The organism is Enterococcus larvae (assembly GCF_017830045.1).
Taxonomy (GTDB): domain Bacteria; phylum Bacillota; class Bacilli; order Lactobacillales; family Enterococcaceae; genus Enterococcus_L; species Enterococcus_L larvae.
This window is the reverse complement of record NZ_JAEDXU010000006.1, coordinates 106014-125296: the sequence shown is the minus strand read 5'-3', so window position 1 is coordinate 125296 and position 19283 is coordinate 106014. Positions and strand designations below refer to the sequence as shown.

Annotated in this window: 15 protein-coding genes; 9 read left to right on the top strand and 6 right to left on the bottom strand. The window is 40.8% G+C overall.

The window, feature by feature from the left end; all coding sequences use genetic code 11:
- Nucleotides 1–8 precede the first annotated feature (8 nt).
- The 5 genes from sdaAB to I6N96_RS12340 form a co-directional block, all read right to left on the bottom strand.
- Complete coding sequence (gene sdaAB, locus I6N96_RS12360) at nt 9–671, bottom strand: L-serine ammonia-lyase, iron-sulfur-dependent subunit beta (protein WP_209557854.1); 663 nt, start codon at nt 669–671, stop codon at nt 9–11.
- A complete protein-coding gene (locus I6N96_RS12355; protein WP_209557853.1) occupies nt 668–1873 on the bottom strand; it encodes an MFS transporter in 1206 nt (401 codons plus the stop codon). Before I6N96_RS12355 ends, sdaAB begins: the two co-directional genes overlap by 4 nt.
- 159 nt (nt 1874–2032) lie before the next feature.
- A complete protein-coding gene (locus tag I6N96_RS12350) occupies nt 2033–4381 on the bottom strand; it encodes a helix-turn-helix domain-containing protein (RefSeq protein WP_209557852.1) in 2349 nt (782 codons plus the stop codon).
- Nucleotides 4382–4539: 158 nt separating this feature from the next.
- Nucleotides 4540–4956, bottom strand: coding sequence for a pyridoxamine 5'-phosphate oxidase family protein (locus tag I6N96_RS12345; RefSeq protein ID WP_209557851.1), 417 nt, complete (start codon nt 4954–4956; stop codon nt 4540–4542).
- A 160-nt stretch (nt 4957–5116) separates the two neighbouring features.
- Nucleotides 5117–6748, bottom strand: a complete 1632-nt coding sequence (locus tag I6N96_RS12340) for an ABC-F family ATP-binding cassette domain-containing protein (RefSeq protein ID WP_209557850.1) — start codon at nt 6746–6748, stop codon at nt 5117–5119.
- A 377-nt stretch (nt 6749–7125) separates the two neighbouring features.
- Here I6N96_RS12340 and I6N96_RS12335 point away from each other — a divergent pair, with 377 nt between their 5' ends.
- The 7 genes from I6N96_RS12335 (at nt 7126) to I6N96_RS12305 (ending at nt 15377) form a co-directional block, all read left to right on the top strand.
- Nucleotides 7126–10020 (top strand): sigma-54-dependent transcriptional regulator, encoded by a 2895-nt coding sequence (locus tag I6N96_RS12335; RefSeq protein ID WP_209557849.1) that lies wholly within the window; start codon nt 7126–7128, stop codon nt 10018–10020.
- A gap of 271 nt (nt 10021–10291) precedes the next feature.
- Nucleotides 10292–10786: a mannose/fructose/sorbose PTS transporter subunit IIB gene (locus I6N96_RS12330; RefSeq protein WP_209557848.1), complete on the top strand. Its 495-nt coding sequence runs from the start codon at nt 10292–10294 to the stop codon at nt 10784–10786.
- Nucleotides 10787–11035: 249 nt separating this feature from the next.
- Nucleotides 11036–12025 (top strand): mannose/fructose/sorbose PTS transporter subunit IIA, encoded by a 990-nt coding sequence (locus I6N96_RS12325; protein WP_209557847.1) that lies wholly within the window; start codon nt 11036–11038, stop codon nt 12023–12025.
- A gap of 139 nt (nt 12026–12164) precedes the next feature.
- On the top strand, nt 12165–12968 hold the full coding sequence (locus I6N96_RS12320) for a PTS mannose/fructose/sorbose transporter subunit IIC (protein ID WP_209557846.1): 804 nt from the start codon (nt 12165–12167) through the stop codon (nt 12966–12968).
- Nucleotides 12969–12988: 20 nt separating this feature from the next.
- On the top strand, nt 12989–13918 hold the full coding sequence (locus tag I6N96_RS12315) for a PTS system mannose/fructose/sorbose family transporter subunit IID (protein ID WP_209557845.1): 930 nt from the start codon (nt 12989–12991) through the stop codon (nt 13916–13918).
- Between the two features lie 199 nt (nt 13919–14117).
- Nucleotides 14118–14492, top strand: a complete 375-nt coding sequence (locus I6N96_RS12310; protein ID WP_209557987.1) for a DUF956 family protein — start codon at nt 14118–14120, stop codon at nt 14490–14492.
- 360 nt (nt 14493–14852) lie between these two features.
- Entirely contained in the window at nt 14853–15377 is a 525-nt protein-coding gene (locus I6N96_RS12305; protein ID WP_209557844.1) for an HdeD family acid-resistance protein, read from the top strand.
- 178 nt (nt 15378–15555) lie between these two features.
- Here I6N96_RS12305 and I6N96_RS12300 read toward each other — a convergent pair whose 3' ends face one another.
- Nucleotides 15556–15753: a hypothetical protein gene (locus tag I6N96_RS12300; RefSeq protein WP_209557843.1), complete on the bottom strand. Its 198-nt coding sequence runs from the start codon at nt 15751–15753 to the stop codon at nt 15556–15558.
- A gap of 163 nt (nt 15754–15916) precedes the next feature.
- On the opposite strand from I6N96_RS12300, the gene I6N96_RS12295 reads away from it, so the two are divergent.
- On the top strand, nt 15917–16495 hold the full coding sequence (locus I6N96_RS12295) for a TMEM175 family protein (RefSeq protein ID WP_209557842.1): 579 nt from the start codon (nt 15917–15919) through the stop codon (nt 16493–16495).
- A 452-nt stretch (nt 16496–16947) separates the two neighbouring features.
- Complete coding sequence (locus tag I6N96_RS12290; RefSeq protein WP_209557841.1) at nt 16948–19218, top strand: proline-rich domain-containing protein; 2271 nt, start codon at nt 16948–16950, stop codon at nt 19216–19218.
- The last annotated feature ends 65 nt before the right edge of the window (nt 19219–19283 follow it).

Genomic DNA, 19283 nt, shown 5'->3' with positions numbered 1-19283 from the left:
TCCTCCAATTAACCTGTTGTCGCCATAACAGTCGTAATACCAGGTAAATTTTTTATTTTTGCCAGAAGTTTCTGGCTGATATCACTTACTGTTTCAACAAAAATGATCGTCTCTTTATTCAATTCCTGAACTTGAATAAACTCGGGACTCTCTAGTGCCTCTCTGACATTTGGCAGAGTGATCTGCGGCTCGAAGGTGGTCAATAATAACCCATTCCCTTGTGAATGCTCCAACAGTGTTGAATGGTGGTTGATCTCAGTCAATTGAATACTGCCTCCACCAATAGAGATGGCTGTGAGGTTTAGTAGTTCCGTGTTATCGATCAACTCTAAATTTACTGTATTGGCATGGTCAGTAGGTGTCCTGCTGACTAAAAATTCTACGTGAACACCTTGCTGCTCAGCTATTTCAAGTGAATCAGGTATTCGTTCGTCATTTGTTTCAAAGCCTAAGACACCGGCAACGATCGCTACAGCAGTTCCATGTCCCTTATAGGTTTCAGCGAATGAGCCAAAAAAAGTAACAATCAGCTTGCGGGGCGTATGCTTGAATAAATCTCGTGCCATCTTGCCGATGCGAACAGCACCGGCAGTGTGAGAACTGGAAGGACCGACCATGATTGGTCCGATGATATCGAAGGCACTTTTATACTTGAATTTTCTCTTTGTCATGCGTTTTCTTTTTTCACTCCTAACACAGTTAAGCCGCAAAGCAAGCTGGCTGCTGCCATGAATCCAAAGGCTAAAGTAAAGGAACCGCCCGCTGATTTAATCAGTTGTCCTAAGATCAATGGCGCTAAAAAGCCTCCTAGAGTACCCCCAGTGTTGATGATCCCAATCGATGAGCCGATGATCGAAGGGTCCATGATTTTATGAGGCCAAGTAAAGATTGCTGTAAAGGCGCCTACAGAAACCATACTTACTAAAATCAACGAAATCATAGATAGGATCAGGTTATTAGATGTGACGAATACTAGGATCAATCCTGCTGACAGGACGGTTGCACCGATAATAAAAATCCGTTCTTTTCCAAGAAATAGTTTGGATAGCAGCATACCGGCAAACATAGTTGCTAATGTTTGAAAAACAGCATTGACTGCTAATAGATAACCAATAGTCTTGATATCTAATGTAAATTTCGTTGCAAGGAAGCTAGGAAGCCATGACATATTGCCGTATAAAAGGAAGTTCAACAGCAACATAGCAATGAAAAGGACCAGTACGTTTCGATTGGTCAATACTTGTCGGAAGGTTACTTTTGGTGCTGTACCGTTTGTTTTCTTTTCGCTGACGGCTTGCGTTGGAACAAAGATGCCGACTAAAACTAATGCCACTGCAAACAAGGTACCTAAAACAAGATAAGCATACCGCCAATTGGCATTGATCAGGTTCGCTCCTAAGGTAAATGCTAAGATCCCGCCAATCCCGGATGTTGAAAGGATCAGGGATTGAATGAAGGTTCGACGTTCCTGCGGAAAGTTGTCTGCAATCGATTTAGAACAGCTTGGCGGATAACCGCCATGCCCGATTCCTGCAAAGAAGCGAACAGCCATGAAGAGCATCAAGCTGCTGACAGTTCCAAAGGCAAATGAAAAAATTGAAATAATTGCTAACGACAGCATCAAAACTTTTTTTGCACCGATCTTATCAGCTAACCAGCCCCCGGGAATCTGCATCAACGAGTAGCCTAAAAAGAATGCAGACATGATCAAACCTGTCTGACCGGCATCAAGACTGAACTCTTCTGCGATTGGCAGTACGGCGGTGGAAATCATACTCTTGTCCATATAGACCATTGAGTAACCAGCCATCAGCGCAAAAATCAAACCAACACTACTTTTTTTAGTACCCTCTTTCTCAATTTGTGTGTCCATTTTTTTCCTCCAATATTCATTTGTAGAAAACGTTTTCTGGTTTTTAGTATAAAAAAGATATGGCAATTAAACATTCTCTTTTTTGCGTATTAGAATGAAAATAGTTGGATATAAAACAAAAAAATATCCATTGAGCAAAAACAAAGAGGTTGTTTTTGCTCAATGGATAGGTTGAAAAATATAAAGCTGGCAGGCGTTCAAGGTCAATGTCGAATCAAGCGTGAAGCCTTCAGGCGAAACACATTCTCTAGATAGTTCAAATTTCGGCATGATTTTCTTTGTCAGATAGGTCAAAAGCTCCAAATCAATTTCAGTCTGACCACCAACACGAATCCAGTCATTGTAAATCCCGCCATGATCTTTATCAAGGACATAGTGTCTTAGTAGATAATCACCGGCAGGCATATTGTTCAGATGAACAGCCATTTTCTTTGATTGATACTGAACCTGATAAGAATCAACGGAATACATCGGGTCTAGATAACTAGAGTTATAAAGCAGCAGCTGGTAATGACTGTTGTGCTGAGTCAGCAGATAGCCATCACCTTTAGAAATCAACTGTCCAGACATGCGATCCAAAAATGACAGAGAAAAGAATAGCGGTCGTCGTAGCTCTTCGTAGAGAAATACAGACAGACTGCTGTCTTCTCGGCGATGTGTCTGGCGTTCCTTCACTTTGATGTTCAACCAAAAGGCCATACCTGAAATTTGTTCAGACAGCTCAATGATTGATTCCAGAATCAACGCTGAGCGGAAGAATGTTCCCGCTAGTGTATCTCCTTCGCCGACTAATGTGTTCCAATTGGTTAAATAAATTTCCGGCTGCCAACCCATGTCCTCTTCTGATTGAATGAGAGAGATACCGACAAGAACTCGGTCCAAAATATTTTTTTGATACTCTTTGAAATATAGTGAGTGTTCCTTTTTTATTTGGTAGCTGTCATAAGGGTCCGCTTGAAAGCTGATGAACCCAGGCAGGCAATGCTGTTCCTTTTGTAATTGAAGAAATTCACAATAAGAAGAGTACGCCCGATCATCTAAAGAAGTCAGTGCTTGAAAGCCAATCGTACACTGGGGAATCAGTTGTTTCAATTTCCGATAGAAATAATTATATCCCCAATAACTGGCAGCCTTCTGTTGTTCATTGTCTGAACCAGAAAGATGCCATTCGAGAAACCATTGGTCCATTTCTTCATATCCATATCGATTCAAGAAATGGCGCAGCATTTTCAATTGTCGGTCACACCAAACTTGCATTTCTTTTCGATGGAGAAGCTGTTCTGATGGAATGAGCTGAATCATTGGTTTTAGCTGAATCTGTACTAAAAAATCGAACCATTGATTATTCCTTATATACTCTGAAATCAAATGAACATCACTTTCAAAATTAGACTCTTCACAAAAGCCGGTAAATTGAATCAAATCAAAATGACTTTCTTTTTGCAGACTGTTCAATTCTCGTTGAACCGTGTTGGATAATCCTTCAGATGCCTGACCGATTTTAATGATTTTTTTAGTCTGTCGGTATTCCGGCTGTGCAGTATTTGGAATAGTTAGTGATAGTTCTTGCTTAATGACCACACTTTCATCATCAATATCGTTTTCCACTAAATATTTGGCAAGCTCCTGTAAAGCAATCGTTCCTGAAAGTTCCTGAAAATCAGCCGCATCGTCAGTATTTTTCAGTAAGTTTCTGTCCGCAGAGTGTTCCTTTCGATAGACTGAGGGGGTCAGCCCATATTTCTTCTTGAACACCTGATGAAAATGCTTAACGCTGGCAAAGCCATTATTCAAGGCAATTTTTACGATTGCATGATCTGTTAGTAAGAGCTCCTCTGTTGCATGGATCAGCTTGATTTGATTTTGATACTCTGTAAATGTCACGCCCACCTGTTTTTTGAATAGGCGAGACAGATGATAATAAGAAAGGTCAGCTGCCTTGGCCAGCTGTTCCAATGAAATCGGCTCATCATAATTTTTTTGGATATGCTCAATAATAGCATTGATTTTTTCGTCGGTTGTCGTGATGCTTAATGGGTGTGTCGGAATAGCTGCCTTTTTGAATTCTTTTATTAAGCAGGTCAGTAGAGTAAATAAATACTGGTAGACTTCTAAATCAGTTTCTTCATTTTTCTTGAAGTAAGCGACCATTAAGCGAGCTAAAGTCTCTCTCAGCTTCTTGAACTGCTCTTTTTTAGTTTCGGAGGCATCCAAGGAACAGCAATCAAAATAAGGAAGCTCCGTCAATGAAACATGCTGAGCCATTTGTTCTCTGGAAATTTGTAAATATAAAAAGAGATTTTTTTCTGTCCCGACTATTTTGTATTGTTGAAAAGGATTGATGATCAGAAGATCGTCTGTGTGCAGTAAATACTCCTGATCGGGCGTACTGATATTGATTGAACCGTTCAGCATCAAAAATAAATTAATGCTGTCATTCATTTGTGTTGGAATAACAGTTGCATTCATCAGGCTCATTCTAAAGGGAAACTGTTTAGACAGACGCATAGAATCGATCACTCCTCTTTTTTCTTACTCGTTAGTTGTATCAAAATATAGCATCTATCCATCCGGTAAACAAGTTTTTCTTTTTTGAACAGCAGTTTTTTTGCTTTTCCACACAAAAAAATCAGGTGTGAACGTTGTACGTTCTCCACCTGATTTTTTTATTGATTATTAAATAATTTGGGATTTATATCAGTTAATGAAGTATTTTTTATATGGTTCAAGGTCATTATTTCAAAGCATAAAATAACAGGATCAGGATACTGCAGCACTTTTTTATACTGATCTAAATGCTTTGAGATGGAGTCGTATTTACTAATGGAGTCGATGGTTAACAGGCCCTTCAGTAAAAGACTTTCATATGTATCAGACTGAAGCACACAAAGGCTGCCTTTGCTGTTTTTATGTGCATTTTTAACAGTTTGACTGCTCGCGCTCAAGTAAAATTTCATCGAGTGATAGCTTTGCCTCAGTATGGGTTGAGAAATAATTTTGGAATGAGGGAATCCGGCTTCATCACTTGTGCTCAATATCATGAAATCACTTTCGCATAAGATTCGTTCAGCATCGTTGTTCATATTATTCTCTCCTTTCAAATTATGAGAATAATATATCAGAAATATATTATTAAATATAAAATAATGCGTTCCAAAAAGTTATTTGAGAGAATTATGTCATTAAATAAAAACAAGGCTTGAGATTCAGCGAATCTCAAGCTTTGTTTTGGATTTTCAGGTATTAATATTCACCATTGAATAATTGATCCAGCTGCTTTTGAACGTCCTTGTTGTCAAGGAACTCATCATAAGTTGTATCCGCTCGGTCAACGACTCCTTTATCGGAAACGGCAATGATCCGATTCGCCAGTGTTTGAATGAACTGGTGATCGTGAGAGCCGAATAGAATAGCACCAGGGAATGCAATCAACCCATCATTCAGGGCTGTGATGGATTCTAAGTCTAAGTGATTGGTTGGATCGTCCAGCACAAGCACATTTGATTTAGAAAGCATCAGCTTAGAAAGCATAACACGTACTTTTTCTCCACCGGAAAGAACCTTCACTGATTTCAGGACTTCTTCACCTGAAAACAGCATTCTACCTAAGAAGCTTCGCAGGAATGTATTGTCATCTTCTTCCTTGCTGGCAAATTGGCGCAGCCAATCAAGAATCGTTAGATCTGTATCGAAATCTTGGCTGTTGTCCTTCGGAAGATAGGCTTGACTAGTTGTTACACCCCAACGGACGCTTCCGCTGTCAGGAGTGATTTCACCCATAAGAACTTTGAATAATGTTGTAGTGACAATATCATTGTCTGCAATAAAGGCCACTTTATCATCTTTATTCAGCGTGAAGCTGATATTATCCAGCACTTTTTTTCCATCTAATGTAACAGACACATTTTCTACTTGAAGCAAGTCATTCCCGATTTCTCTTTCAGGCTTAAAGCCAACGAAAGGATAGCGGCGAGAAGAAGGTTGAATATCATCTAATGTGATTTTATCCAGCATTTTCTTCCGTGAAGTTGCTTGCTTCGATTTAGAAGCGTTGGCACTGAATCGTGCAATAAAGTCTTGCAGTTCTTTGATCTGCTCTTCTTTTTTCGCATTAGAATCAGATTGCAGTCTTGCAGCTAATTGACTGGATTCCAACCAGAAATCATAGTTCCCTACATATAGTTTGATTTTTCCAAAGTCTAAATCGGCCATATGTGTACATACTTTATTCAAAAAGTGACGGTCATGGGAAACGACAATAACAGTGTTGTCAAAGTTGATCAAAAATTCTTCCAACCATGCGATCGAACGAGTATCCAGTCCATTGGTAGGCTCATCCAGAAGTAAGACATCTGGCTTACCGAACAGAGACTGGGCCAACAGGACTTTGATTTTTTGTCCGGCTGTCAATTCACTCATTTTCTGGTCATGCAGGCTTTCAGGGATGTTCAGCCCTTGCAGCAAAACAGCCGCTTCCGGTTCAGCTTCCCAGCCATCTAATTCAGCAAATTCGCCTTCCAGCTCAGCCGCACGAATGCCATCTTCGTCAGAAAAATCTTCTTTCATATAGATCGCATCTTTTTCTTTCATTACTTCGTATAAACGCTTATGTCCCATGATAACTGTTTCAAGAACGGTATATTCTTCATAGTCAAAATGGTTCTGTTTCAGTGTTGCCATCCGTTCGTCCGGCCCCAATGTTACGGTCCCTGTTGTTGGCTGGATGTCACCAGACAAAATTTTCAGAAAGGTTGATTTTCCGGCACCATTTGCGCCAATCAAGCCATAGCAGTTCCCGGGGTTGAATTTAATATTTACATCATCAAAAAGTTTGCGGTCAGAAAACAACAAACTTACATCATTTACAGTAATCAATCTTTTTCCTCACTTTTCTATTATTACTATTAATAAATCCCACTAAATAGAGAAGCATGTCTCACATGTCTTTTGCCGACGGTACAAACAAAAGACATATTTTAGGCAATGTATCATTTAAATAGGATTTATATAGAGCCTCTTTGCATTATAGCGAGGAAACCCTTATTTTTCAAGCAGTTTCAATGGATTCTTAGATAGAAGAAGAGTGAAGAGAAAGAAAAGAATAAAAATCTATGGGCTAACTAAGGAAAAAAGGAGAAGACAAAGGGATTATCAACTAAGCGATCAAGTAGATATTAGTGTACTTTTTTGAGGATACACTGTATGATACACATGAGGAAATAGTGTATCATTGATAAATGAGGGGATAAATAATGAAAAGAATCGAGAGAATCTATCTGTATGTAAAGGAAAAAACAGAAAAGTTGTCTTCTTCAGAGCTATCGATGGGGTTTGGGGTCACTACTTCAGAGCTGTCAGAGGCAATGGATATCCAGCGAACAAATGCTAGTAAGGATTTGAACCAGCTTGTTCGGGAGGGGCTTCTTGAAAAAATCGATGGTCGTCCGGTAAGGTATGTTGATAAGTCGGTGGTTCATTATCAGCCGTTGAAGGGTCATGTAAAAAGTTATCGGGAGAAGGCGCAGGAGTCAAAATCAGCAAAGACTGCTAGAGCGGTATGGTCCAATAGCGAACCGGACAATAGCCAAAGCAGCTATCCGTTGGATGATATTTTCCAAAAGATGATCGGAGCGTCCGGTAGTATGAAGACACCGGTTGAGCAGGCCAAGGCAGCAATTCTATATCCGCCGAAGGGCTTGAATTGTCTAATTGTTGGACCGACAGGCTCAGGAAAGACTTATTTTGCCCATGCGATGTTTCAGTTTGCCCAAATCAACAATATTGTTCATGACCAAAAAGAACTGATTGTTTTTAATTGTGCCGACTATGCTCATAATCCGGAGCTGCTGATGTCTCATTTATTCGGTTATGTAGAAGGGGCGTTTACTGGGGCGACTACAACAAAAGAAGGCTTGATTCATGAGGCGAATGGTGGGATTCTGTTTTTAGATGAGGTCCATCGTCTCCCTCCGGAAGGCCAGGAAATGATTTTCTATTTTATGGATCATGGCACGTATTCTCGCTTAGGAGAAACGACGAAAACCAATCATGCGGATGTTCGAATCATCTGTGCGACGACAGAGAATCCGGCATCGGCGTTACTGAATACCTTTGTTCGACGGATTCCAATCATTATTCAATTGCCCCATTTTAATAACCGTCCTGCCAAGGAAAAGGTTGAACTGGTCAAAATCATGGTGGCGATGGAAGCCAATCGAATCCAACGGAAAATCACTCTGTCTGAAGATGTGGTCAAAGCCTTGATCGGAAGTGTGACCTACGGGAATATCGGACAGCTTAAATCGAATGTTCAGCTGGTAACTGCCAGGGGATTTTTGAACCACATCGATCAGCCGGAACTGGTGATCACTATGACTGAGCTGACTGATGGAATCAAAGATGGGATGCTGCAGCTGGCCAGCAATCGCGAAGCACTGGCGGAGCTGTCTCAGTACTTAGAGCCTAAGATGGTGGTCTCTCCAAATGAATCATTGGTTACTGTTCAATCCGATTCCTATGAGCTGCCTTATAATCTGTATGAGATCATTGGAGATAAAGCTGCACTTCTTAAGGCAGATGGACTGGATCAGGAAGTAATCAATAATTTCATCACGACAGATATCAATGTTCATTTGAAGTCATTCTATCGAAACCACGGCTTTACCTTCGATACAGAAAAGAAGCTGGCAGAGATCATGGATCAGCAAATTATCGATATTACCAGAGAAATTTTCAGTCTTTCCAAAGCAAGACTGGGGTATGACTTCCAATCGAATTTCATTTATGCGATGAGTTTGCATATCAGTTCGTTCCTAAAACGAATCCAAATTGGAGATAAAAGACAGCATGACTTAAATGAAAACTTGAGAAATATGGTGCTGGACTATCCAAAGGAGTTTGAAACAGCACAGGAAATCAAAGAAATGATCGAAGAGGTCTATCAACTTTCCATTCCGGAATCGGAAACCTACTACATTGCTGTTTTGCTTATTTCTTTGAGAGAAAACAAAAGTGCCGGCAGAATCGGTATTGTTGTTGCAGCACATGGCAAGAGTACAGCAACAAGCATGGTTGAAGTCGTAGTAAAGCTGCTGAATGTCGATAACTTGAAATCTGTCGATATGCCGCTTGAGATGAAGCCACAGGAAGCATTGACGGAAATCGTTCAGGCTGTAAAAGCAGTTGATGAGGGAAGTGGTGTGATCCTATTGGTTGATATGGGCTCATTAAGCACCTTTTCAGATGAGATCATTCGGCAGACGGGGATCGATGTACGGACGGTCGATATGGTCACGACACCGATTGTGTTGGAGACGGCCAGAAAGACAACGCTGCTGGACACCCATCTGAACGATCTGTACGATTCTTTGAAAAATTTCCACGGTTATGCTGGGATGAATACACTAAAGAATAAAAAAGAATTGGGACTACCGCCTATCAAGAAAAAGATGATCCTTGCTATCTGTGCTTCCGGAGAAGGAACAGCACAGCGGATGAAGGAACTGATTGAAGGGTATCTGACGCCGCAGACAGAGCAGCATCTATCGGTCGTTCCTTGTTCGATTCTGGACGTTCAAAAGAGGGCAAGGGAATTGCATCAGCAATACCATATCATTGCGGCGACAGGGATCACTGATCCTAAAATCAATGTTCCCTTCATTCCTATGGAAACCTTCTTTTCCGGTGAAGCTGCTGAGGTGATCGAGCACCTTGTTTATGACGATGAGCTGGCGATCCATGACATGAGCATTGACGAGCAAGCAGCGAAGCGAATCTGTATTGATTATATGGAGCAGAGCTTTACCTTTATCAATGCGCAGAAAGTCCTGCCGCTTTTATGGCAGTTTGTGGATACGGTCCAGACAAAGCTGAGTTTGGAAGAGTCCTATACCTTCTATATAAATATGATCATGCACATGGCAGGGGTATTGGAAAGAGCATTACGGCAAGATCCTTTAAGTGTAGAGCCAACACTTTTGGAGGAAATGAAAGAGGATGCCTTTTATGGAGAGATTTCAAAAGCGCTGCTCTTTTTGAACGAGTCCTTTAAGTTGGTGATTGCAGAGCCGGAGATTTACTACATGGTCCATATGGTTCATAACTCACAGAAGGATATACAAAAAAATACAGATGATTTATTCGACTGAATACACAAAAAAGATACACTGTATAAATAATACAGTGTATCTTTTTTATTATGAAAACCTTAATATATATGAGTTTTAAACAAGATACACTAAGTTGGCACGATACTTGCTTATAATAAGACGAACCAACATTCCAAGAGTCAAAGGGCTTTATTTTGGCAATATCTTTCAGAACATAGTATTTTAAATGTAAGTTGAGAGAACAGCCATCTGAGTAATGCCTTCTTCCCCAAAAGTATAGATGATTGGATAAAAAGGAGTGCAGGTTTAGATGGATATTCGTCTAGCAAGAATTGATGATCGGCTGATCCATGGTCAGGTCGCTACTGTATGGACTAAAAGCATGAATATCAATCGTATCTTAGTAGTCAGCGATACAGTTGCTCAAGATATGCTGAGAAAAAAGCTATTGATCCAAGCAGCGCCGCCGGGTGTCAAAGTAAATGTCATTACAGTGGATAAAATGATTCAAGTGTATCCCGATGAACGTTTTGACAGCAGCTTTAGAGTGATGCTATTGTTCACAAATCCTGAGGATGTTGAGCGGGTCGTGAGAAATGGTGTTCAGCTGGATTCGGTCAATATTGGCGGAATGAGCTTCTCCCATGGAAAAAAAATGATCACAAATGCAGTGGCCGTTGATGCGCAGGACATTGAAGCTTTCAAGTACTTGGATTCTTTGGGAATTACTTTGGAGATACGAAAAGTAGTGGCGGATGGGAAAGTACACTTGATTGAGCTGTTGAAAAAGGAACAACTATTGTGAGGCAGATACTTCATATCGAAGTTGTCTATAAATGAAAAAGTCAATACAGGACTTTTCAAGCATTGAAAGGATGTGGTTTGTTAGGGGCCTAATATGAAACGCGTTTATTACTGTATTGTTTTCAACTGTTTTTATTTCTACTATCTTAAATAACTGAACTTTTTATTTCATATGTGTGTGAAGGAAACATGTTGAAAGGAATCAGAATAATACAAAAGAAAGTAAATAAGCATAGGAGGTATACAAATTATGGTAGGGATTATTCTTGCAAGTCACGGAAAATTCGCCGAAGGAATTTTACAGTCAGGTTCCATGATCTTTGGTGAACAAGAAAATGTACAAGCTGTGACATTAATGCCCAGTGAGGGACCAGATGATTTAAAAGCAAAATTGACTGAAGCAATCGCAACATTTGATAGTGATGAGGAAGTACTATTTTTAGTTGATTTGTGGGGCGGTACACCTTTCAATCAGGCAAACAGTCTTTTTGAAGAACGTAAAGACAAATGGGCAATTGTCAGCGGGTTGAATTTACCAATGCTGATCGAAGCGTACTCTTCTCGTTTTTCAATGAATTCTGCACAAGAAATTGCTGCGCATGTTTTAACTGTTGCTAAAGAAGGTGTGAAAATCAAACCGGAAGAACTGGAACCGGCAGAAGCACCAAAAGCTGTTGTTGATGATGGACAACCGAAAGGCTCATTGCCTGCAGGAACAGTCGTTGGAGACGGTAAAATCAAATACGTTCTGGCACGTGTAGACTCTCGTCTGCTTCATGGTCAGGTCGCTACGGCTTGGACAAAGTCAGTACAGCCTAACCGGATCATCGTAGTTTCAGATGCAGTATCAAAGGATGACCTTCGTAAGAAGCTGATCGAGCAAGCTGCGCCTCCAGGGGTTAAAGCAAATGTTATTCCGATCAACAAAATGATCGAGATCGCAAAAGATCCTCGCTTCGGCAATACAAAAGCATTATTGCTGTTTGAAAATCCAGAAGATGTTGTAACAGCAGTAGAGGGCGGCGTAGACATCAAAGAATTGAATGTCGGCTCAATGGCCCACTCAGTTGGTAAAGTCGTGGTAAGTAAAGTGTTGTCTATGGGCGCAGAAGATGTCAAAGCATTTGAAACATTGGAAAGCAAAGGCATCAAGTTCGATGTACGTAAAGTACCAAACGATTCTAAAGCAAACATGGATGAAATCTTGAAAAAAGCGAAGACAGAATTAGCAGACGCATAATCGTATATGAATGCGGCTAAATAAGCGACACGAAATAGGATTGCCGTTGTCAGTATCCTAGATAATAGCTTTTCTACTAAGGATGAACTGTTTAGCAGAATTCATATAGAAAAAAATCATATTTAATAGGAGGTCTATCATGTCTATTATTTCAATAATTTTAGTAGTATTAGTTGCCTTTCTAGCTGGTATGGAAGGAATCCTGGATGAGTTCCAGTTCCACCAACCACTGGTAGCTTGTACATTGATCGGTTTAGTAACCGGTAATTTAGAAGCATGTATCATTCTTGGCGGTACCCTGCAGATGATCGCTCTTGGATGGGCAAACATTGGAGCAGCCGTAGCACCGGACGCAGCCTTAGCATCAGTCGCATCAGCAATTATTTTAGTATTAGGTGGACAAGGTGATAAAGGTGTTGCATCAGCGATTGCAATCGCAGTTCCTTTGGCAGTTGCAGGTCTGTTCTTGACAATGGTCGTTCGTACATTAGCTGTACCGATCGTTCACTTGATGGATAAAGCCGCTTCAGAAGGTAATATCCGCGGTGTGGAAATGTGGCATATTATTGCTGTAATCATGCAAGGGTTGCGTATTGCAATTCCTGCAGGTGCGTTACTATTCATCCCAGCTCATACTGTACAATCTGTTCTGGAATCAATGCCGGCATGGTTGACAGATGGTATGGCAATTGGTGGTGGTATGGTCGTAGCCGTTGGTTATGCATTGGTAATCAACATGATGGCAACAAGAGAAGTATGGCCATTCTTCGTTATTGGTTTTGTCGTAGCAGCAATTTCTCAATTGACACTGATTGCACTTGGTGCTTTAGGTGTAGCATTAGCATTGATTTACTTGAACCTGTCTAAAATGGGCGGTTCTTCAAACGGCGGCGGTGGCGGAAGTCATGGTGACCCGTTAGATGATATCCTGAATGACTATTAATCTTGAAGGAGGAGAAAAAAATGGCAGAAAAAGCTCAAGTAGCAGAAAAAATTGAATTAACAAAAAAAGATCGTTTAGCCGTTGCATGGCGTTCTACCTTCATTCAAGGTTCATGGAACTACGAACGTATGCAAAATGGTGGTTGGGCATTTGCAATGATCCCGGCGATCAAGAAACTATATAAATCAAAAGAAGACCGTACTGCAGCATTACAGCGTCACTTGGAGTTCTTTAATACTCACCCGTACATTGCTTCACCAATTCTTGGTGTAACACTTGCATTGGAAGAAGAACGTGCGAATGGCGCGGCTGTTGATGATGTAGCGATTCAAGGGGTTAAGGTCGGTATGATGGGACCTTTAGCCGGTGTCGGTGACCCAGTATTCTGGTTTACAGTAAGACCGATGTTAGGTGCCTTAGGTGCATCATTGGCAATGGGCGGCAACATTCTTGGCCCAATCATTTTCTTCGTTGCATGGAACATCATTCGTTGGGCATTCATGTGGTATACACAAGAATTCGGTTATAAAGCCGGTTCTAAAATCACAGAAGACCTTTCAGGTGGTTTACTGCAGGACGTAACAAAGGGTGCATCTATTTTAGGGATGTTCGTATTGGCGGCATTGGTTCAACGATGGGTATCCATCAAGTTCCTGCCGGTCGTTTCTACGGTAAAACTGGACGATGGCGCGTATATCGAATGGGACAAACTTCCTTCCGGTGGTGAAGGGATCAGACAGGCATTTGAACAAGTCAATTCCGGTCTGGCACTGTCTTCAGATAAGGTAACAACATTGCAGAACAACTTGGATCAGCTGATTCCTGGTTTGGCAGCATTACTGCTTACTCTGTTGTGTATGTGGCTTCTTAAGAAGAAGGTTTCTCCAATCGTTATCATCCTTGGCCTATTCGTAGTAGGTATCCTTGGACACGTGATTGGACTTCTATAATCCAAGCAAAAGGGTCATGTAGTAATACTGATCTGACTATAGAACTGTTGGAGGGGCTGGACAAATCGTTTTGTCCCAGCCCCTTCTTGCTTAATAGAAGAGAGGCCTGTCGGAGCGATAAACACAGGGTTAAAATAGCTTTATCACACGGATAAATGTATAATAAATGAATCAAAATAACGGGAACGGAGCGGATATGATGGTTCAATCACTGAATACAAAAATAGATTTGGTAATGGATGCAACTGCATATACAGGACTTACGGATTATGGGCAGGTCATGATTGGCGATAAGGGGTTTGAATTTTACAACTCACGTGATTCGCGCAAATATGTTCAGATTCCATGGGAAGAAGTGGAGTATGTGATTGCTTCAGTAATCTTCAAAGGAAAATGGATTCCTCGATATGCGATCGAAACGAAGCAAAACGGCACCTTTACCTTTGCCTCAAAACATCCGAAACAAGTTCTGCGGGCAATAAAGGAGTATATTCCTTCAGATCGCATGGTACAGTCTCTAGGTTTCTTTGATGTAATCAAACGCGGTGTCCGTGCGAAATTCAAAAAGAGTTAGCAGTTTAAAAAGTATTGGAGCAACACAGCTATCTCTTGGAAACTGAGGACAAGGCAGCGTATTGATATTATTCCATTTATTTTTTGCAGGCTGAAGGGTATCAGGGGAAAAGAGGGTCAGGTGCTGCTGTTTCAATGAGCATCCTATAAAATTCAAGTGAGACAATGATGATGTATAAAATGAAATCGAAATACTATGGTAATTTTCGCAAATAAAACAACTGGAATGTGCAATAGGATTCCAGTTGTTTTTTTCATTTTCTGAAAAAATAGTGAGTTTTCACATCATTATTTTTGACCGAAATTCTTTATCGGAGTACCATGAATAATGTAAGAATAAAAGAAAGAGGTGGAAAAAATAATGGATAGAAAAGCATCAGGATTGGATTGGGGTTCACTACTAATAGGTATTCTGTTTGTAATTATTTCGTTGATGTCCTTCCAAGATCCGGCAGGAAATTTACTAGCGATTGTCATGATTTTTGCGGTATTTGCCATTATAAAAGGAGTATTTGAAATCTTTGTGCGAAACCGTCTAAAGGAATTAACAGGATATAAATCTTATATGCCGCTGGTTTTGGGTGCGATCGATATCATTTTAGGTATTTATCTCCTGCTTAACTTGCAAATCGGAGTATCTGTTTTACCGTATGTGTTTGCGATTTGGTTTATTCTGGATTCCTTCTTTAATCTGTTCACATTGGATTTGGCAAAAGCATTCCATACAGGCTATTATTGGTTTAGTTTGATTGTAGATGTACTGGGTATCATATTAGGATTTGTCCTATTGTTCAATCCACTGTCCTCAGCATTGACGTTGAGCTTTTTAGTCGGATTCTACTTTATGATGTTTGGGATCACCTATATCGTTTATGCGTTTCATTGATAGGATGAGGCGTCAGGTAGTATAAACATTTGCTGTTCAGCAAGTAAAATAGTAAAAGCTTCACTCCGCGAATCATCGCAGGGTGAAGCTTTTATATTTCAGGAGGTCGGGAGTAAGGAAAGTAGCGCCTCCTTCTTTATTTATATAAAGTCTTGTTAATTGACGGATTTTCAGGTGCTTAGTAGTATCTGCGGCATTTCTTTTGAGGGCTGGCAATCAAATGCACCAACCATACTGCAATTGCCAAAGGAATAGCGATTTTCACTGCAAACCATAGGAGTGTTCCCACAACACTTAGTACCATGCTGATAGCGATACTTGCTACGATAAAAAGTCCAACCAATCTAAAAATGTTTCCCACCAAATTATTATTCATTTTATATTCTCCGTTCTCTGTTTGTTTTCTATACTAAGAGTATAGCAAGGAGTGGAAAAACGAACATCGACCTCAAGACTGATTTCCCCTCCATCTTTAGGAGGGCATATTAATTGTTTTTACAGTAAAAGACAGTAAAATGGGGATGAATGGGGTGTTGAACATGTCAAAGACAAGAATAGAAGCATTTACAGATGCGGTTATTGCAATTATCATGACGATTCTGGTGTTGGAGCTTCTACCGCCAAAGACAGACAGCTGGCAAGCGCTGTATGAGATCAGTCATAAAATTTTTATCTACGTTATCAGCTTTGTAATGCTGGCGATATATTGGAACAACCATCACCATATGTTTCAAATGGTGCATAAAATCAACGGTAGGGTTTTATGGGCAAACAATTTCTTTATCTTCACACTGACGCTGGTCCCCTTCGCTACGGCATGGGTTGGAGATTTCCTAGACAGTCTCGTACCGGAACTGTTGTACGGCTTCGTCATATTATTGGCAGATGTAGCTTACTACATATTGATGAAGGAACTGATTCGGGCAGAAACAAGTAATTCAAAATTGAAGGACGCCCTCGACAAGTATTATAAGATTTATTTGTCTATCGGCTTCAACCTTTTAGGTCTGCTGCTGGGCTGGTTGATCCATCCCTATCTTGTGCTGATTGTTAATATCGGTATTTTGATCATGTGGTTTGTACCGGAAAAGCGAATAGAGAAAGAATATAGAGGCTGAGGTTGTGCCGAAAAAGTTCCCATACTTCAATAATCAGTTCTTGAATGATCGCGTATCTGCAATTCTTGATTTGTATAGAGCGTGGAAGACTGTTATTTGGTTACAAGAGATTACGATATACGTACGTTAAAGCCCTATTTATCAGGTATAGAGGACAGTGATTTTTCACTGTTCTCTATTTGCTGTAAGCTGTTGTTGAGTTGAGGCTGTAAATATTATAAAATAGAGTATATGCATTCCTTTAAATTAGGGAGATAGAGCTGTTATCGATGCCTGAAAACCAAGTATTCTCAAATATTTTATGAAATCAATTATTTTATGAAAAGAATCTTCTTTTTTTTGGTGTAAAATAAACAATGGGTAATAGCGCAGAAAATCAGTACATATAGAGTGAGATGAATATCTACAATAGATAAAATGACAGATAGATATGAAGGGATCATTAATCGATTATGGAAAAGTTAAATAGGCAGTCATCAGGGAACAAGAAAATCTTTTTAAGAAAAGAGATCGAGCAGGAACGTTTAGGTGAAGAAATCTACGTTGAAGATATTCTATGCCAGTATTCTGTTTATTTGGTGAGAAAGTTTGAAGAAAAAGAAGACTATCTGGAATTATCACAGATGGAGCGTTTGCTGACTGATTTGCCGGAGCGGTTCAATCAGGAATTCCAGGATGCAGTGGTTAAAAACCTGTATGTTCGTACGACAGCAAAGGCTGTTTATGTGACGCTGCTGCTGGCATTACCGCAGCCATTGAGCAAATTTCAAATCACGGAGTTGAAAGACTGGATGGATACCCTCGAGGTTCCGCAGCTGGCTCTTGAACATACCTCAAATTTTGCGGCTGCTGACACAGGCAGTAATGTGATGGCTCGTGAATGGCAGGAAACAACCAGTGAGGTTCTGCTTTTGACGGAGATGATGAATCAGTTCAATGAAAGCTTGAATGAGGTCTACTCGGAGCTGCAGGTCATGAAAAATCAGAAAACACCGCCTAAAATGCGTGTCGTTAAAAGTGAAGCAGCAGTCAAGACGGTAAAAGAAAAAGAAAATGAAAACAGCAAGCGCTTGGATGAGGCTGTTGCAAAAGTAGATAAGATGAACGCTGCTTTTCAGGAGTTTCAAGAAAACGTCCTGAAGCAGATCGAAGAGATTGAAAAAATCGAGAAGCAGCCGGCTGAAACGAAAACACCGCCGAAGTTTAAAATATTTTTTGATGGACAAAGGGAAGAGGGTACTAAGCTTGAACAGCGACTGAATCAAGTGTTGAAACGTGTGGAGGTCTTAGCTGATCGAACAGATTTCTCTCAAAAGGAAGTCGAAAAGCTGGGGATGAAGGTAGAGAAAGAGTCGCGGAGAGCCAGAGAATTGTATCGGGCACAGAATGACAATATTCAACCTGTGGATGATCAATCGAAGCTGGAAGAGAAGATGGCTTTGACCAATAAAGACATCCTGACGATTTCCAGACAGCTAAAGGAAATCAATAAGAAGCTGACGACTGTTGAGACCAAGGTTTCAGAAGCGGAGCAATCACCGGAAGAAATCGCTCAAATCGAGAAGGATCATGATAGACTCCATGAGACAGCGTCTGAAACGATGAAGCTGAATCAGGTGATCGACCAACTGACTGCAAGAGTCCAGACGGTGCAAAGTGAGTTGACAGATGTCAAGCAAAGTAAAAAGAAGATTCCTGTAATGAAGCTCAAGAAGAGCGAATCTCAGCAAAAATTGGCCGCGCAGCATCATCACGACCAAGAACAGTTGAAGGCTAACGCAGTTGAAATCAAAAAACTAAGTCAGACTGTCGGTAAGGTAGATGTTCAGCTGATACAGGCACACCAGAAAATTGCTGAGCTGGAGCAGAAGATTCGAACAAATGATCAGCTTTCTTCCAATCGAAGAAGAGAGCTTGAAGCAACGATGATTTATCAACAGGATGGGGATGCTGAACCTCAGTCTGCTGAGGTACAACCTACTCAGCCGGCCGGACCTCAGCAACAGCGTCCTGTTTCGCAGGAGTTTCCATCCACACCGCCGCAGATGCAGCAGCGTCCAGCGTTGACAGGAAATCCAAATCAGAGAAATAATCAAAATATTCCGTCCGGTTCCAGAGAGTTTCCATCAAAATCGGACTTCTTACAGGCTTCCAGACCGATGCCGCGCTATCAACAACAGCCGAGTCCGGCGCAGCAAGGAACGCCGCCAGCACCTCAAGAAGAACCGTCAACGGTGACATTGTCGATTGAAGAGATGCTGAATCGTGTTTCAGACCATCCGAAGCCGGAGCAGCTTCCTGCAAATTCGGTTGTTCCAAAACAGAATAAAACCACACCGACCTCTTTACGTCGCTTGAAGAAGCTGGAATCAGATATTTCTGCCTGCTTCAAGAGAGTGAAGGGCGGGATTGGCAGTCGAGGAATGATTGCTAAGGAGGATGTTTATGCAAATATCCGCCAAATCGAAGTGTTGCCGTATCTTTGGTCGATGATTCAAAATAACAGCACTAATCCACAGGATATTCGTTTGAATAATGAAATCAGCTGTCAACAGCTGGTCAACGGTGTTCCCCAGTTCCTCCAAGAGGTTGAAGAAGTTGCTTCTAAGAGAAAAGTGATGGGCAAGTGGATTTATGCGCCAAAAGAGCTTGAGCAGAAAATGGAAGGCTATAAGCTGTTGAATGAATATTTTGAGCTGTATCTTTCCAATACACCAAGCTGATTTTGACTACAACAAAAAGAATAAATAAAAATCCCTCTTTCCGATGCAGAGCTGATCTGTCGTGG

Bases quoted from the DNA above. Each gene is read 5' to 3' on its own strand.
- I6N96_RS12315 (WP_209557845.1), top strand. From the start codon at position 12,989: ATGGCAGAAAAAGCTCAAGTAGCAGAAAAAATTGAATTAACAAAAAAA.
- I6N96_RS12295 (WP_209557842.1), top strand. From the start codon at position 15,917: ATGTCAAAGACAAGAATAGAAGCATTTACAGATGCGGTTATTGCAATT.
- sdaAB (WP_209557854.1), bottom strand. From the start codon at position 671: ATGACAAAGAGAAAATTCAAGTATAAAAGTGCCTTCGATATCATCGGA.
- I6N96_RS12350 (WP_209557852.1), bottom strand. From the start codon at position 4,381: ATGCGTCTGTCTAAACAGTTTCCCTTTAGAATGAGCCTGATGAATGCA.
- I6N96_RS12335 (WP_209557849.1), top strand. From the start codon at position 7,126: ATGAAAAGAATCGAGAGAATCTATCTGTATGTAAAGGAAAAAACAGAA.
- I6N96_RS12300 (WP_209557843.1), bottom strand. From the start codon at position 15,753: ATGAATAATAATTTGGTGGGAAACATTTTTAGATTGGTTGGACTTTTT.
- I6N96_RS12320 (WP_209557846.1), top strand. From the start codon at position 12,165: ATGTCTATTATTTCAATAATTTTAGTAGTATTAGTTGCCTTTCTAGCT.
- I6N96_RS12290 (WP_209557841.1), top strand. From the start codon at position 16,948: ATGGAAAAGTTAAATAGGCAGTCATCAGGGAACAAGAAAATCTTTTTA.
- I6N96_RS12310 (WP_209557987.1), top strand. From the start codon at position 14,118: ATGGTTCAATCACTGAATACAAAAATAGATTTGGTAATGGATGCAACT.
- I6N96_RS12355 (WP_209557853.1), bottom strand. From the start codon at position 1,873: ATGGACACACAAATTGAGAAAGAGGGTACTAAAAAAAGTAGTGTTGGT.
- I6N96_RS12330 (WP_209557848.1), top strand. From the start codon at position 10,292: ATGGATATTCGTCTAGCAAGAATTGATGATCGGCTGATCCATGGTCAG.
- I6N96_RS12305 (WP_209557844.1), top strand. From the start codon at position 14,853: ATGGATAGAAAAGCATCAGGATTGGATTGGGGTTCACTACTAATAGGT.
- I6N96_RS12345 (WP_209557851.1), bottom strand. From the start codon at position 4,956: ATGAACAACGATGCTGAACGAATCTTATGCGAAAGTGATTTCATGATA.
- I6N96_RS12325 (WP_209557847.1), top strand. From the start codon at position 11,036: ATGGTAGGGATTATTCTTGCAAGTCACGGAAAATTCGCCGAAGGAATT.